A 13,690-nucleotide genomic window follows, 5' to 3' on the forward strand; every position below is an offset into this window, starting at 1 on the left:
CTGGCGGCCGAAGCAGTGACGGCCGGACAAATGAACCTCGCCCCGCTGACCCGTCCCGCCCGGCTGCGCGCGGGCTCCAGGGTCGCCGTGGTGTCACCGAGCGGACCGGTGCCCGTCGACCGTCTGGAGCCCGGCCTCGACCTCCTGCGCGGCTGGGGTCTCGACCCGGTCGTGATGCCGCATGTGCTGGACGTGCACCCGGAGTTGGACTACCTGGGCGGTGCGGACGAGATGCGGGCCCGTGACCTGCAGTCCGCCTGGTGCGATCCGTCCGTCGACGCGGTGATCTGCGCCCGCGGCGGATACGGGGCCCACCGCATGGTCGATCTGGTGGACTGGGCGGCGATGCGGGCCGCCGGGCCCAAGGTGTTCGTCGGCTACAGCGACATCACCGTGCTCCACGAGGCGTTCGCCCTGCGGACGGGGCTCGCGACGCTGCACGGCCCGATGGTGGGTACGGAGACCTTCCTGAAGGACCCGCGGACGCAGGAGTCCCTGCGCGCCACCCTGTTCGAGCCCGAGACGGTGATGACGCTGGGGCTCGACGACGCGAGAGCGCTGGTGCCCGGGCGGGCCCGGGGCATCACGTACGGCGGCTGTGTGAGCCTGCTCGCCGCCGACCTCGGCACCCCGCACGCCCGCACATCGGCCCGCGGCGGTCTGCTCGTCATCGAGGACACCACGGAGGACCCGTACGGCATCGACCGGATCCTCACTCAGCTGATGCGGGCCGGGGCGTTCGACGGCGTAGCCGGGGTGGTCTGTGGTTCCTGGGCGGGATGCGGGCCGTACGCGCAGGTGCGGGCGGTGCTCGCCGACCGGCTCGGCCCGCTGGGAGTCCCCGTCGTCGAGGAGCTCGGCTTCGGGCACGGCCCCACCGGGCTGACGATTCCGCTCGGGGTGCCGGCCGTTCTGGACGCGCCGGCGGACGGAGGCGCGGCCACGCTCACGGTCGAGGTGCCGGCGCTGGTCTGAACGGATGGAGCTCGGCGAAGGCCCCGGCGTCACGCCGGGGCCTTCGCCCTGTCCGCCTGTCGCGCGCGGGGGGCGCGGGGGCGTGGCCCGAACTGGTCCGTGATGCGGAGAAGCTGAACAACCTTCAGGAATCACCGTCCTGGGCGTTGACACCGCTATGACCTGTGTCACAGCATGAGCGCGGCCCAGTACTTACCGGTCGGTAAGGTGTTCTCGGTGTGGAGGTCCTCGTGTCGCGTGCTGTCTCCGGTTCCCGCTCCCGGTCCCGGTCGAAGTCGTCGAAGCCGTCGAAATCGCTGTCCCGCAAACCACTCGCCTTCGTAGCCGGGGCCGCGCTTGCCGCACCCCTCGCGCTCGCGGGCACCGCGCAGGCGGGCACGGCCGCCGCGTCCGAATACACCGTCACCCCGCTGAAGTTCACCGTGTCCGCGGGCGGCCGCTCCTGCACGGTGGACGCCGACCTCTACCGCCCCGCCGGGGCCGACGCCCGGCACCCGGTGCCCGCCGTCCTCGCCACCAACGGCTTCGGCGGCAGCAAGTCGGACGGCTCGACCGACGGCATCGGCAAGGCGTTCGCCTCGCGCGGCTACGCCGGGCTCGTCTACTCCGGCCTGGGCTTCGGCAAGTCCGGCTGCCTCATCACCCTCGACGACCCGGAGACCGACGGCAGGGCGGCCGCCGCCCTCGTCGACTTCCTCGGCGGATCACGCGCCGCCGACGACGGCACCAAGGCGGACTTCGTCACCCAGGACGGCCCCGGGGACCCCACGGTCGGCATGATCGGCGGCTCGTACGGCGGGGCCATTCAGATGGCCACCGCGGCAGTCGACCCCCGCGTCGACGCCCTCGTCCCGCTCATCACCTGGAACGACCTCGGCTACGCGCTCGCTCCGAACAACACCGGTGCGGCCGAGGGCGTCTCCTCCGACACCGCCGGCGTCTTCAAATGGCAGTGGACCAACGGCTTCTACCTGATGGGCGAGGGGCAGACGATCCTCAGCCCCAGCCTCGACCCGTCCCGCTTCGGCAGCCTGAACTGCCTCCACTTCGCCGCGCAGGCCTGCGACACCATCCGGCTGCTCAACTCCGGCCGTTACCCGGCCGACAAGACCGCCGCCATGCTCGACTACGCACGCAGCGTGTCGCCCGTCTCGTACCTGAACCACGTCAAGGCGCCCACCCTCCTGATCCAGGGGCAGGCCGACAGCCTGTTCAACCTCAACGAGGCCACCGCCACGTACCGGACCCTCAAGGCGCAGGGGACGACGGCCAAGATGATCTGGCAGGCCTGGGGCCACAGCGGGGGCCAGGCGGAGGGAGAACTCGACCTGGGTCAGGGCAATCTGGAGACCAGCTACGTCGGCGGGCGCATCCTCGCCTGGTTCGACCGCTACCTCCGCCACGAGCCGACGAGGGACACCGGACCGGAGTTCGCCTACTACCGCGACTGGCAGAGCGGCTACGGCACCGCGGATGCCGTCCCCGGCCTGACGCGGAAGATGTACCTCTCCGGCGACGGCAAGCTCGTCGACAACCGAGCCAAGGTCGCACGCGGCAGCCGCCAGTACACCAACTGGCTGGTACCGACAAGCCACTCGGAGAGCTCACTCGCCGGTCTCATCGGACTGCCCGACCCGAAACCGTACGACACCAAGGGTACCTACCTCGGCTGGACGAGCGCCCCGCTCTCCTCGGCCGTCGATGTGGTCGGGGCCCCGAAGGCCACGCTGAAGGTCGTCTCGCCGAAGACGGAGCGTGTGCAGAACAGTGGAGACGCCGCCGACAAGCTCGTCCTGTTCGCCAAGGTGTACGACGTGGCACCGGACGGCACCAGGACGCTGGTGAACCGGCTCGTCTCGCCGGTCCGGGTGCCGGACGTGACCCGGCCCTTCACCGTTCAGCTGCCCGGCATCGTCCACCGGTACGAGGCCGGGCACCGGCTGGAATTCGTGATCGCGGCCAGCGACAGTGCGTACTTCGGCAACCGCGGCATCAAGCCCGTCACGGTCGTCAGCGCCCCCGGGGACACCGGAGTGCTGGAGCTGCCGGTGGTCGGCGGCACGGTGAGGTGATGCGGTAGCACCGGTCGCGGCCGTCACCCGAACGGCCGTACATCACCGCCCCCCGGCACCTGGACGGAGCCATCCTGGTGCTCCGGGGGACGGTGGCGCATCAGAACGAGGGAAGGGGCCGCTTCATGAGCCCGAAGGACGTGTCGAGCGGCAGCAAGGGCAGCACGGGTGCGTTCACACCAGCCCGCATCCTCGTCATCATCATCGCGGTCCTGTCGATCGTGTTCATCGTGGAGAACACCGAAGAGGTCGAGGTCCGGCTCATCGTTCCGCTGGTGACCATGCCGCTGTACGTGTGGCTGATCGTCATGTTCCTGGCCGGAATGGCGTGCGGAGCGTACATCTTCCGCAGGCGCACCAAGTAGGCGTCCTCCTCCGTCGCCCGGCCCGGCAGGTCCGGGCGACGGAGATCTAGACTGGCCCGATGTCCGACACCACCTACCTGGCCGAGGGCCCACGCGCGGCTATCCGTCCCTTCACCCACGCCGATGCGGACGAGTTCACCGCCCGGACCCGCGAGAGCATGGAACTGCACCGCCCCTGGCTGTTCCCGCCCGCCGACCCCGCCGCGTACGCCACCTACGCGGGTGCGCTCATAGAGGACTCGGCGAGGGCGGGATTCCTCGTGTGCGAGCGGAACGGCACGGCAGGGAAACCGGCCGACGGCGCGATCGCCGGGTTCATCAACATCAACAACATCGTCATGGGCGGATTCCGCTGCGGCGCGCTCGGCTACGGCGCCTTCGCCCACGCGGCCGGGCGCGGCCTGATGAGCGAGGGGCTCGAACTCGTCCTCGGACACGCCTTCGGACCGCTCGGCCTGCACCGGCTGGAGGTCAACGTCCAGCCGGACAACGCGGCCTCGATCGCCCTGGTACGCAGGGCGGGGTTCCGGCTGGAGGGTTTCTCGCCGGACTTCCTGTTCATCGACGGGGCCTGGCGCGACCACGAACGGTGGGCGATCACGGCGGAGATGCGCTGAGGCGCGGTGCACGGGCTCTCCTGGGGGCGACGCGGGTCGGTGGCCGGGGCGGTTCGACCGGTCGGCCGTACGGGCCTCGCGGGACAGCGGCGCGGTCGTACTCTTCACCTCGCACCGCTTCTCCACGGTCCGCCGCGCCGATCTGATCGTGGTCCTGGGTGGCGGCACGCTGCGCGAGTCGGGCGACCACGACGACTTGATGACCCGCGAAGGCCCTTACCGGGAGCTCTACGACCTCCAGGCACAGGCCTACCGATGCACCGGCCCGGGCGGCCGGGGCAGCCGGTGGTCCGCACGTGGAGGCCGGGCGGGGCCGGCTGCGAAGACGCGGCCGGTGCTCAGCCCGCCGCTGCGGCGGTCTGCGCGTCCAGCGCGGCGAACAGCCAGTCGTGCGCGGAACCGGGGGTCGGCTCCGGCGGACCACCGGGCGCGGTGATCACGTCGGCCGTCAGCTCCCAGTACCGGTCGATCCGCGGGTCGGCGGCGAGCTGACCGACCAGCAGGCCGCGGAAGGCCGGGGTGTCCCGGCTGCCGTACGCGCGCGCGTACGCGTCCACGAAACTGTCCAGCTCCTCGCCGGAGTGCGGCTCCACGCCCCGGCGCAACTGCGTGCCGGCCAGTTCGTACGCCTGCGCGAGGCCCGCGTACAGAACGGCGGACGCGCGACCCTCCGAGGCCTTGTGCGCCTCGGGCTGCGGCCGCTCGGCGCCCGTGCACGGTCGGGTCACGAGCGCGTTCAGCCGGGCGAAGGCGAGCACCTGGGCCGGATCCGGATCGTCGGGAGGCTGAGCCACCGCCACCTCCAGAAAGGCGGCCGTCGCCCGGGCCGGCATCCGCGGCGGCAGCCAGGCGCGCCAGAACCGGGCCAGCGGGGCCGTGTTCGGCGGGGTGGCCACTGCGCCGATCAGGCGCAGCCGGTCGGCGCGCTCCCCGGGCGGGCACTCCAGCACCAGCCGCATCCCCGCCTCCCGCCAGCGCAGAGCCGTGAGTTGCGAGCCGAGTTCGCGCAACTGCCCCGCGACGACGTCCTCCAGCACGCTTCCCGCGCCGGCCTCCGCCCCGTCCTCCTCGTCGAGGACGCGGCGTACCTCGCGCACCGGCAGGCCGAGGCTGCGCAGGGAGCGGAGCATACGCAGCCGGCCGAGCGCCTCGGGGCCGTACCGGCGATGCCCGCCCGCGCTGCGGGACGCCTCCGGCAGCAAGCCGTTGTCGGAGTAGAAGCGGACGGCCTTGACGGTGATGCCCGCGCGTTCGGCGAGCTCGCCGATGCTGCACAGGCCGTCGTCGTGCGACATGAACACTTGAACCTCCCTCAGGGGGAGCTTCTACCGTACCGGCGAGGGCGGCGGACGATCGTGGCCGGACCGCCGACGACGGATCGCAGAGGAGCGGAACATGACCGAATTCATCCTGGTGCCGGGGACGTTCACAGGGGCGCACGTATGGGAGGAACTCACTGCCTGCCTGGCCTCGTCGGGCGCCGGGGTGCACACGGCGGCGCTCACCGGTCTCGGAGGGTCCCGCGGAGCCGCGACGGACGACGTCGACCTGGAGACGCACATCGAGGATGTGCTCACGCTGATCGACTCGGTGAGCGCCGAGGTCGGCCGGGACCAGGAGATCGTGCTGGTCGGGCATGACTACGGTGTCCACCCGGTGCTCGGCGCCGCCGACCGCCGCGCGGAGCGCATCGGCCGGATCGTCTGCCTGGACACGGGACCGGGCCAGGACGGAGTGCCCGCGCTGGCCGCCGTCGCGGACCCGTCCGCGCGCGAGAAGGTGGTCGAGCGTGCCGGAGCGGAAGGGGCCGATCAGGTCCTGGCAGCCCCGGCCCGGGACGAGTGGCAGCACTGGGGCAGCATCGCGGGTATCCCCGAAGCGTCGCTGGACCGGCTCACCGCCCTGGCCTCGCCGCAGCCACTGCGGACGCTGCTCCAGCCACTGCGGCTGACCGGCGAGGTGGCCTCGGTGCCCGTCACCGGAGTGCTGTGCAACGGGAACGGTTCGAGCATCGAGATGGTCCAGCGGCGGGTGGACCTCGGCGATCCCGTCTTTCTGGCCCTGGCCGACCCCCAGGTGTCGTTCTTCGAACTTCCCACCGGGCACTGGCCGATGCTGTCCCTGCCGGCCGAGCTGGCCGAGGTCCTGCTGCGGGCCGCCGCAGGCGAGGGGCACCGACTGGTTCCGCCCGGCTCGGCGGAGCAGCCCGCGCACCTGCGGCCGTTCCTGCTGGACGTGCCGGAACTCCCGCATGAGCGGACGGGCAACGTCGATCTGTACCTGCCCGAGGCCGAGGGCCCCCGGCCGGCCGTGGTGTTCGTGCACGGCGGCCCGGTGCCCGCCGGGGTCCGGCCGACCCCGCGGGACTGGCCGGCCCTCAAGGGATACGCCCGCTACGCGGCCGCGGAGGGGGCGGTCGGCGTCACACTCGATCACCGCCTGCACGACATGGCCGACTACCCGCGCGCCGCCGCGGACGTGGCGGCCGCGGTGGAGCTGGTCAGGGCCGATCCACGGGTGGACCCGGACCGGATCGCGCTGTGGTTCCTCTCGGGAGGCGGCCTCCTCGCGGCGGACTGGCTGAGGGAGCCGCCGGCCTGGCTGTGCTGCCTGGCGGCCTCCTACCCGGCCCTGGTTCCGGTCCCCGGCTGGGGACCGGTCGACAGCCGGTTCCGCCCGGTGGACGCGGTGGCGGGCGCGGGCGCCCTGCCCGTCGTGATCACGCGGGTGGGACGCGAGTCGCCCGAACTTGCCGCCACGGTCGAGGAGTTCCTGGTCGCGTCCGAGAAGTGCGGGGCAAACGTCGAGGTGGTGGACGTACCGAACGGCCGCCATGCCTTCGAGACCCTCGACCCGACGGAGGAATCGCGCGAGGCCGTGCACCACGCTATGCGTTCGGTACTGGGGCACGTGTCGGCCTGAGCGGCGGGTCAGGCGGGTCCGGCGCTCAGGCCGCGATCCGGGTGTCGTCGGCCCCGACTACGCTCCCCGTATGACCACCGATTGGATGGCGGAAGCCCGACGCACTGCCCGGGGGCGGCGCTCCGACGCGTCTGGTTTCCCCGCGAGGCCGGACGACTGCCCGGCGCCGCGACTGTCCGAAACGGAGGTATGCGAGGCGGAGGCGGAGCTGGGCATCGTGTTCCCCGACCAGTACCGCGCGTACTTGCTCCGTCGGAGCGCGGGTGGCGTGGACGGTGCGGGCGGCGCGGTGAACCGTCTGCGCCGATCCGCGGCGGGCTGGGGATGGCAGGGGGACTCGGACACCAACTACGACCTGCTCGCTACTGCCTTTCCGCATCCCGACTCCTACAGTGCCGCAGAGGAGGAGCTGAATGCGCGCGGGCCGTCGGCGGACGATTTCCCGGACGAGAACGCCTACCGGACGGCCTGGCAACAGTGGGACGCCGAGTACGAGGTGTTCCAGGAGCGCAAGACGTCCGGCGCTGCGTACATCCAGGACAACGGCTGCGGCTTCGCGACGCTGCTCGTCGTCACCGGCCCTCTCCGCGGCTCACTGTGGTTCGACGGCCGGGCCACCTGCGACCGGATCCTTCCCCTGCACCTGGACGGCCGTCCCGTTTCGTTCGAGGAATGGCTCACTCGGCACTCCATGGACCTGGTCGGCTGGTGAAGGTCGCACCGCCCCGGGCCGGCGTCCACGGCGAAGACTCCGCCGAACGCCGCCCCGGGCAGCAGACGGATGGGTGTGCACCGGTGCGGAATCCCGTTGCGCCTCTCAGCCGAGACAGAACTCGTTGCCCTCGACGTCCTGCATCACGAGGCACGACTCGTTGTCCTCATCGGCAGGCAGAAGCCGCACGCGCACCGCGCCGAGCGGGATCAGCCGTGCGCATTCCGCCTCAAGTGCCGCCAGGCGCTCTTCGCCCACGAGCCCGGTGCCGACCCGCACGTCAAGATGCAGCCGGTTCTTGACGACCTTGCCCTCGGGAACGCGCTGGAAGTACAGCCGCGGGCCCACACCCGAGGGATCACTGCATGCGAACCACGAACCCTGCTCCTGAGGCGGCAGCGAGCGATTGAAATCGTCCCACGTGGCAAAGCCCTCCGGCGGTGGCGGCGCGACGTACCCCAACACCTCGCACCAGAAACGAGCGACGCGCTCAGGTTCTGCGCAGTCGAAGGTGACTTGGAACTTCTTGATCAACGTCATCGTCCCACCCTAGCGGCGGGGTCCATCGTGGTCTCCACGAGCGGGCCATGCCCACCAACGGCCGTACGTATCTCCATCCGGGACCGTTGATGTGAGGCCCGTCACTCTCCCGGCGTCACGGGTCGGGCATGGGTGATCATGACCGGAATGAACACTCGATTCCTCGGGATCCCCGATCTTTCCGAAGTCCCGTCCGTGGCGGTCGTCGTCGACGTCATGCGTGCGTTCACCGTGGCTGCCTGGGCCTTTGGTCAGGGGGCGGAAAAGATCGTTCTCGCTGAGTCGCTGGACGAGGCACTGGCACTCAAGGCTCGCCACCCGGACTGGGTGGCGCTCAAGGACGGTCCGGCCGCGCCCGGGTTCGACACCGTGAACTCACCGGGCATGCTGCGCTCAATTGACCTCGGTGGCCGGACCGTTGTGCAGAAGACCACGGCAGGTACGGTCGGCGCCCTCGCGGTCAAGGAGGCGCAACTGGTGTTGTGCGCCTCCTTTGTGGTCGCAGAGGCAACGGCTCGGCTCCTGCGGACACGCGAGAGCGGCAGTGTCACGTTCGTCGTCACCGGCGAGGGTGGAGAGGCCGATGAAGATCTGGCGTGCGCTCAGTACATCGCTCGGAGGGCCGCCGGCGCCGTGACGGACGCCGCCGTGTTCCTGCGCCGCGCTGCCGAGTCGCGCGCCGCCGCCGAGCTGGCGGAGGGCGTACGCCAAGGAGTTCACCCCGACGACGTTGCGCTCTGTCTTGAGCTCGACCGGTTCCCCTTTGCCATGGTGGCGACCCTGGAAGGTTCGCTCATGGTCCTGCGTCCACACGCGACGCCTTCGCCGACCGACGAGGCCCTGGTCTGACAGTGCGGTGAGGGTTCGGCGAACTCCTTCGCCGGCAGGGCTCGGCAGCGCGTCCGCCGTCGTCCGGCTCGCCGCGGGTGAGGAACGCTCCGCAGGGCGCCCCACGAGCCGGATGGGTCGTGGGGCGCACGTGAGCGGAAGCGGCTCCTTACCGCCTGCGGTGAGACCCCCAACCGATTGCGGCAAGGATCGCGACAGCGAAGCCGGCCGCTTCGGTCGTCGTGGCTGAGCTGGTGATGACGAGTGCGGCGCCGGCCGACGACACTGCGATCACCGGAACCAACGAGATCAGCTCCTGCCTGGAGCTGTTGCGTTGGGGCATGGCTGTCTTACGCTTGCGTGGCAAAGGACTGTTCCTCTCTCGGATACCCCCGAAGGGCACAGCGCCTTGGGTCCTCAGCCGCCACCGCCAAGTAGTCGGCTGGGGGCCCTTTTTGATGGGCGCTCGCCTATGAACTCAAACCTCGTCGGCGGATACAACCCCTTCCGGAAAGTTTTTTTTGATTCCTCAGTGTTGTTACCGTCACAGCCGCATATTCGTTGGTGTCTAACTCGATAAGCCTTCAACTGGAAGGACTTGGCATCCATCGACCCGCACAATCACACGCAGTGCATGGCGTGCGCCTGTGAATATTGCGCCGAGCGGCTGGGTGAGATGGTCACCTGCCCCTCCAAAGGGGTGATCCAGCCTTCGAATGCAAGGCGAGAGCCTGACCTGACGGACGGGTTCGCAGACCGGATACCTGTGGATACGCCTCCTCGGGATGCGAACTGCTCCTCGCTCGGGGCTGAAGAGGTGACCGCACACCCGGAGTTGCCCGCACGGGTGCCCTGAAGGCTCACTCCTGCTCACTGATGAGGAACGGTTGACCTCAAGTCGGGTTGAGCTTCTAGGTTCGGGTGCGCAGATGTCGACGTACCTGGGAGGAACGGCCATGAGAACGCTGGTGCTTGGCAGGACGCCCGCCAGGGTGGCGGAGGTGCTGGCCACGCTGCGCGCGGACGGTTTCGAAGCGGAGGGAGTGAGTACCGACGAGGAGGCCCGGAAGCTGTTGGAGGCCGAGGAGTTCGGGGTGCTGATCATCGGCGGGGGTGTGGAGCCGGACTCCCGCGCAGCGCTCAAGGAGTTCGCGGCGGAGCGCCGGGTGCGGCGGGTGATCGACGGCGCCCTGACAGAGCCCTTCGACACCTACGTGCGGCGGGAGTTCGAGCCGCTGATCCGGGAGGCCGGCTCCAGGGAGTGACGGCCGCTCCGCGCGGGCGTTGCTCCGGGCGGAGCCCCCTCACGCGCTCAGCACCGGCGCAGGCCCGACCTGACGGAGGGCCAGTATTCGGGCGTCCCCCGCCTTGCGGTGCACCGCATCTGACGCCGCGCGCTGATCCACCAGGAATTGCTGGACAGCCCTTTAGCGAGCGGAGGCGAGTGCCGAAAGTCGCTGCTGCGTCTCCCTGAGCGAGGCTTCCTTGGCGCCAAGGCGTCGCGCCAGGGCATCGAGCTCGGCCCGAAGGCCGGGGCACATCTCGAGGGACACGCCGTGCTCGCCCGAACGAGCGCAATCGAGGTAACGGCGGATGGTTGCGGTCCCGAGGCCTGCGGCGATCATCGTCTTGATCTGGGCCACACGCGCGATGTCGGAATCGGTGTAGGCCCGGTAGCCGTTGCGGTCGCGCTCGGGGACCAGGAGCATGCAGTCTTCATAGTGGCGCAGCGCTCGCGCTGTCACCCCGGTCAGCTCGGCGAGTTTGCTGATACGCACGCGTCCTCCTGCGATTTGACCTTCACGCTGGCGTGAAGCCGTACCGTCCAGCGCCATGACACCGAAGACAACCCGGCAGCGGGCCACGATCATCCACGGCTACGCCGCAACACCCGAGGACCATTGGTTCGGATGGCTGGCCGCGCAGCTCGACGCCCGTGGCATGTCTACGACCGTTCCTGCCCTTCCGGACTCCGAGGCGCCTGACCCTGACCGCTGGCTGGCCGCCGTGGCAGCCAGCGTCGGCACGCCGGATGAGGGCTCGACCCTGGTGGCGCACAGCCTCGGCTGCATCACGGCGCTGCGCCATCTCTGCTCCCTGGCGGGTCCGTGGCGTCTTGGTGCGCTCGTGCTCGTCTCAGGATTCGTCGACACGCTGCCGGCCCTTCCGGCGCTGGACGCTCACATCGGCAAGCCGCTGGATCTGGCCGGGATCCGCAACCACGTCGACAGACTCACCCTGATCCGGTCGGACGCGGACCCTTACGTACCACCGAGCCACACCGACCGTCTTGCCGATCTCCTGGGGACATCGACCCAGGTCATTCCCGGAGCCGGCCACTTCCTCGCGTCCGACGGTGTGACGTCGCTCCCCGCGGCCCTCGCGGCGATCGCATCGTCCAGAAGGACTGACGGAGAGCTGACGAGAACCAGATGACACACCGCAACGCGTCACTCTCTCCCGAGGGGCGCCGTCGACTTGTGGAGCGCTGCGAGTCACGCCCGATCGCTCACGTCGCCGCGGAGATGGGCATCTCGCGGGCGACCGCTTCGAAGTGGGTGCATCGCTACCGCCAGTACGGCGACCTTGGTCTGCTGGACCGCTTCTCAGCACCACACCACCGACCCTCCGTGATTCCAGCAGCCGTGGTCAGCCGGAGCGAGAACATGCGACGCGAGAACAAGTGGTCTGCGGCTCGAATCACCCATGAGCTCTGGCGCGCTGCTGCCCGCCTGACTGCATCGGCTGACGCTCAGGCGCGAACCGGAGGTCAGGTGCGGAGGTCGAGCATGGCGGACATGGCGGCCACGACGGGCGGGGCGACCTGGTAGTAGACCCAGGTCCCACGTCGTTCCGAGGTCAGCAGCCCGGCCTCGCGCAGCTTCTTCAGGTGGTGGGACACGGTCGGCTGGGAGACGCCGACGTCGGAGATGTCGCACACGCATGCCTCGCCGCCCGGGTGCGAGGCGACCTTGGAGAACAGGCGCAGCCGCACCGGGTCGGACAGTGCCTTGAACATCGCGGCCATCTTCTCCGCGTCGCCCTGCGACAGCTCCCCGGCGGTGATCGGCGGGCAGCACGGCACCGCGGGACCCGTATCGAGGACCGGCAGCTCCGCAACCTCTGAATTCGACATGCGTCTATGTTGACACTCATAGATGCCGGTGGCAATCTTTGGATATAGACAGCAATCGAAACAGCGGCCGGAGGCGGTCGCGCATACCGGAGGACATCACCGTCATGACCACCACTGCAGACCTTCCGGTTGTCGTCATCGGCGCCGGCCCCGCCGGGCTGGCGGCCGCCGCCCACCTGGTCGAACGCGGCATCGAACCGCTGGTCCTGGAGGCCGGGACCACCGCCGCCACCGCGGTGCGCAGCTGGTCGCATGTGCGGCTGTTCTCGACCTGGAGCGAACTGACCGACCAGGCCGCCGAGAAGCTCCTGGCGCCCACCGGCTGGGTCAGGCCCGACACGGACACCTACCCCACGGGCGGGGAGTGGGCCGGGGACTACCTCCAGCCGCTCGCCGATGTCCTCGGGGACCGGGTCCGCTACGGCGCCACCGTCACCGGCGTCTCCCGCCTCGGCCGCGACCGGATCGTCGACGCCGACCGCGAGCAGCAGCCCTTCACCATCCGCCTCACCCGCGCCGACGGCACCGAGGAACGGATCCTGGGCCGCGCCGTGATCGACGCGTCCGGCACCTGGTCCACCCCCGGCCCGATCGGCGCCGACGGCCTCCCCGCCCTCGGCGAACACGCCTCCTCCGCCCGGATTTCGTACCGCATCCCCGACCTCAAGGACCCCGCCGTCCGCGCCCGGTACGCGGGCAGGCGCACCGCTGTCATCGGTTCCGGGGCCTCCGCGTTCACCGCCCTGGCCGCCCTCGCCGACGTCTCGAAGGACGAACCCGGCACCCACTCGGTGTGGATCCTGCGCCGCGGCATCAGCGGCTCCACCTTCGGGGGCGGAAGCGCCGACCAGCTCCCCGCCCGCGGCGCGCTGGGCCTGGCGGCCAAGGCCGCCGTCGATGACGGGCACGCCGACGCCGTCACCGGATTCCGCACCGAAGTCATCGAGCCCACCGACGACGACCGCCTGGTCCTGGTCGGCGAGGACGGCCGGCGCCTCGACCCGGTGGACGAGGTCATCGTCCTGACGGGCCTGCGCCCCGACCTGTCCTTCCTGTCGGAGCTCCGCCTCGCCCTGGACGAGCGCCTGCAGGCGCCGGTGGAGCTCGCACCGCTCATCGACCCGAACCAGCACTCCTGCGGCACCGTCTACCCGCACGGCCACCGCGAACTGGCCCACCCCGAGCCGGGCTTCTACCTGGTCGGCATGAAGTCCTACGGCCGCGCCCCGACCTTCCTCGCCATGACCGGCTACGAACAGGTCCGCTCCGTCACGGCCGCCCTCGCCGGCGACACCGAAGCCGCCGACCGCGTCGAACTCACCCTCCCTGAGACCGGGGTCTGCGGCGGCGCCGGACTCTTCGACGAGCCTGCCGCAGGGCAGACCGACGAAGGCGGCTGCTGCGCCCCGGCAGCCCCGGCGCTCGTACAGATCGGAACGGGAATCTCACTTCCGGTCGCAGCCCTTGCCGGCACGGCATCCGGCGGGTGCTGCGGGTCCTGAACATCGGCGCCCCGACCAACC

Annotated in this window: 14 protein-coding genes and 1 pseudogene; 11 read left to right on the forward strand and 4 right to left on the reverse strand. The window is 70.5% G+C overall.

Going from position 1 to position 13,690, the window contains the following annotated elements; all coding sequences use genetic code 11:
- Positions 1 to 30: 30 nt before the first annotated feature.
- From SH922_RS34830 to SH922_RS34845, 4 genes are all read left to right on the forward strand, one after another.
- Entirely contained in the window at positions 31 to 975 is a 945-nt protein-coding gene (locus tag SH922_RS34830) for an LD-carboxypeptidase (RefSeq protein ID WP_393063775.1), read from the forward strand.
- 296 nt (positions 976 to 1,271) lie between these two features.
- A complete protein-coding gene (locus tag SH922_RS34835; protein WP_393063776.1) occupies positions 1,272 to 3,047 on the forward strand; it encodes a CocE/NonD family hydrolase in 1,776 nt (591 codons plus the stop codon).
- A gap of 125 nt (positions 3,048 to 3,172) precedes the next feature.
- Positions 3,173 to 3,412, forward strand: a complete 240-nt coding sequence (locus SH922_RS34840) for a DUF1049 domain-containing protein (protein ID WP_393062539.1) — start codon at positions 3,173 to 3,175, stop codon at positions 3,410 to 3,412.
- Between the two features lie 59 nt (positions 3,413 to 3,471).
- On the forward strand, positions 3,472 to 4,029 hold the full coding sequence (locus SH922_RS34845; protein ID WP_393062540.1) for a GNAT family N-acetyltransferase: 558 nt from the start codon (positions 3,472 to 3,474) through the stop codon (positions 4,027 to 4,029).
- A 338-nt stretch (positions 4,030 to 4,367) separates the two neighbouring features.
- Here SH922_RS34845 and SH922_RS34850 read toward each other — a convergent pair whose 3' ends face one another.
- Complete coding sequence (locus SH922_RS34850; RefSeq protein ID WP_393062541.1) at positions 4,368 to 5,324, reverse strand: MerR family transcriptional regulator; 957 nt, start codon at positions 5,322 to 5,324, stop codon at positions 4,368 to 4,370.
- 100 nt (positions 5,325 to 5,424) lie between these two features.
- Here SH922_RS34850 and SH922_RS34855 point away from each other — a divergent pair, with 100 nt between their 5' ends.
- Both SH922_RS34855 and SH922_RS34860 read left to right on the forward strand, forming a co-directional pair.
- The gene (locus SH922_RS34855) at positions 5,425 to 6,951 is read left to right on the forward strand and encodes an alpha/beta fold hydrolase (RefSeq protein ID WP_393062542.1); all 1,527 of its coding nucleotides are present in this window, start codon (positions 5,425 to 5,427) and stop codon (positions 6,949 to 6,951) included.
- A 70-nt stretch (positions 6,952 to 7,021) separates the two neighbouring features.
- Entirely contained in the window at positions 7,022 to 7,663 is a 642-nt protein-coding gene (locus SH922_RS34860) for an SMI1/KNR4 family protein (protein WP_393062543.1), read from the forward strand.
- 105 nt (positions 7,664 to 7,768) lie between these two features.
- Here SH922_RS34860 and SH922_RS34865 read toward each other — a convergent pair whose 3' ends face one another.
- A complete protein-coding gene (locus SH922_RS34865) occupies positions 7,769 to 8,203 on the reverse strand; it encodes a VOC family protein (protein ID WP_393062544.1) in 435 nt (144 codons plus the stop codon).
- A gap of 147 nt (positions 8,204 to 8,350) precedes the next feature.
- Between SH922_RS34865 and SH922_RS34870 the strand changes: the two genes are divergently transcribed.
- Both SH922_RS34870 and SH922_RS34875 read left to right on the forward strand, forming a co-directional pair.
- Positions 8,351 to 9,052: a 2-phosphosulfolactate phosphatase gene (locus tag SH922_RS34870; protein ID WP_393062545.1), complete on the forward strand. Its 702-nt coding sequence runs from the start codon at positions 8,351 to 8,353 to the stop codon at positions 9,050 to 9,052.
- Between the two features lie 935 nt (positions 9,053 to 9,987).
- On the forward strand, positions 9,988 to 10,296 hold the full coding sequence (locus tag SH922_RS34875) for a hypothetical protein (RefSeq protein ID WP_393062546.1): 309 nt from the start codon (positions 9,988 to 9,990) through the stop codon (positions 10,294 to 10,296).
- A gap of 162 nt (positions 10,297 to 10,458) precedes the next feature.
- On the opposite strand, the gene SH922_RS34880 is transcribed toward SH922_RS34875, so the two are convergent.
- Positions 10,459 to 10,809, reverse strand: coding sequence for a MerR family transcriptional regulator (locus SH922_RS34880; protein WP_393062547.1), 351 nt, complete (start codon positions 10,807 to 10,809; stop codon positions 10,459 to 10,461).
- A gap of 55 nt (positions 10,810 to 10,864) precedes the next feature.
- Between SH922_RS34880 and SH922_RS34885 the strand changes: the two genes are divergently transcribed.
- Positions 10,865 to 11,467, forward strand: coding sequence for an RBBP9/YdeN family alpha/beta hydrolase (locus tag SH922_RS34885; RefSeq protein WP_393062548.1), 603 nt, complete (start codon positions 10,865 to 10,867; stop codon positions 11,465 to 11,467).
- A pseudogene (locus SH922_RS34890) lies at positions 11,464 to 11,745 on the forward strand (helix-turn-helix domain-containing protein); the annotation flags it as partial. The gene SH922_RS34885 and the pseudogene SH922_RS34890, both read left to right, overlap by 4 nt.
- Positions 11,746 to 11,801: 56 nt before the next feature.
- On the opposite strand, the gene SH922_RS34895 reads toward SH922_RS34890, so the two are convergent.
- Positions 11,802 to 12,167 carry an ArsR/SmtB family transcription factor gene (locus SH922_RS34895; RefSeq protein WP_393062549.1) on the reverse strand — a complete coding sequence of 122 codons (366 nt, stop codon included), beginning with the start codon at positions 12,165 to 12,167 and terminating at the stop codon, positions 11,802 to 11,804.
- A gap of 104 nt (positions 12,168 to 12,271) precedes the next feature.
- On the opposite strand from SH922_RS34895, the gene SH922_RS34900 reads away from it, so the two are divergent.
- Complete coding sequence (locus tag SH922_RS34900) at positions 12,272 to 13,669, forward strand: NAD(P)-binding domain-containing protein (protein WP_393062550.1); 1,398 nt, start codon at positions 12,272 to 12,274, stop codon at positions 13,667 to 13,669.
- The last annotated feature ends 21 nt before the right edge of the window (positions 13,670 to 13,690 follow it).

The sequence above is a fragment of the Streptomyces sp. LN549 genome, assembly GCF_043203805.1.
In the GTDB taxonomy this organism is placed as follows: domain Bacteria; phylum Actinomycetota; class Actinomycetes; order Streptomycetales; family Streptomycetaceae; genus Streptomyces.

Bases quoted from the DNA above. Each gene is read 5' to 3' on its own strand.
- SH922_RS34830 (WP_393063775.1), top strand. From the start codon at position 31: ATGAACCTCGCCCCGCTGACCCGTCCCGCCCGGCTGCGCGCGGGCTCC.
- SH922_RS34840 (WP_393062539.1), top strand. From the start codon at position 3,173: ATGAGCCCGAAGGACGTGTCGAGCGGCAGCAAGGGCAGCACGGGTGCG.
- SH922_RS34845 (WP_393062540.1), top strand. From the start codon at position 3,472: ATGTCCGACACCACCTACCTGGCCGAGGGCCCACGCGCGGCTATCCGT.
- SH922_RS34850 (WP_393062541.1), bottom strand. From the start codon at position 5,324: ATGTCGCACGACGACGGCCTGTGCAGCATCGGCGAGCTCGCCGAACGC.
- SH922_RS34855 (WP_393062542.1), top strand. From the start codon at position 5,425: ATGACCGAATTCATCCTGGTGCCGGGGACGTTCACAGGGGCGCACGTA.
- SH922_RS34860 (WP_393062543.1), top strand. From the start codon at position 7,022: ATGACCACCGATTGGATGGCGGAAGCCCGACGCACTGCCCGGGGGCGG.
- SH922_RS34865 (WP_393062544.1), bottom strand. From the start codon at position 8,203: ATGACGTTGATCAAGAAGTTCCAAGTCACCTTCGACTGCGCAGAACCT.
- SH922_RS34870 (WP_393062545.1), top strand. From the start codon at position 8,351: ATGAACACTCGATTCCTCGGGATCCCCGATCTTTCCGAAGTCCCGTCC.
- SH922_RS34875 (WP_393062546.1), top strand. From the start codon at position 9,988: ATGAGAACGCTGGTGCTTGGCAGGACGCCCGCCAGGGTGGCGGAGGTG.
- SH922_RS34885 (WP_393062548.1), top strand. From the start codon at position 10,865: ATGACACCGAAGACAACCCGGCAGCGGGCCACGATCATCCACGGCTAC.
- SH922_RS34895 (WP_393062549.1), bottom strand. From the start codon at position 12,167: ATGTCGAATTCAGAGGTTGCGGAGCTGCCGGTCCTCGATACGGGTCCC.
- SH922_RS34900 (WP_393062550.1), top strand. From the start codon at position 12,272: ATGACCACCACTGCAGACCTTCCGGTTGTCGTCATCGGCGCCGGCCCC.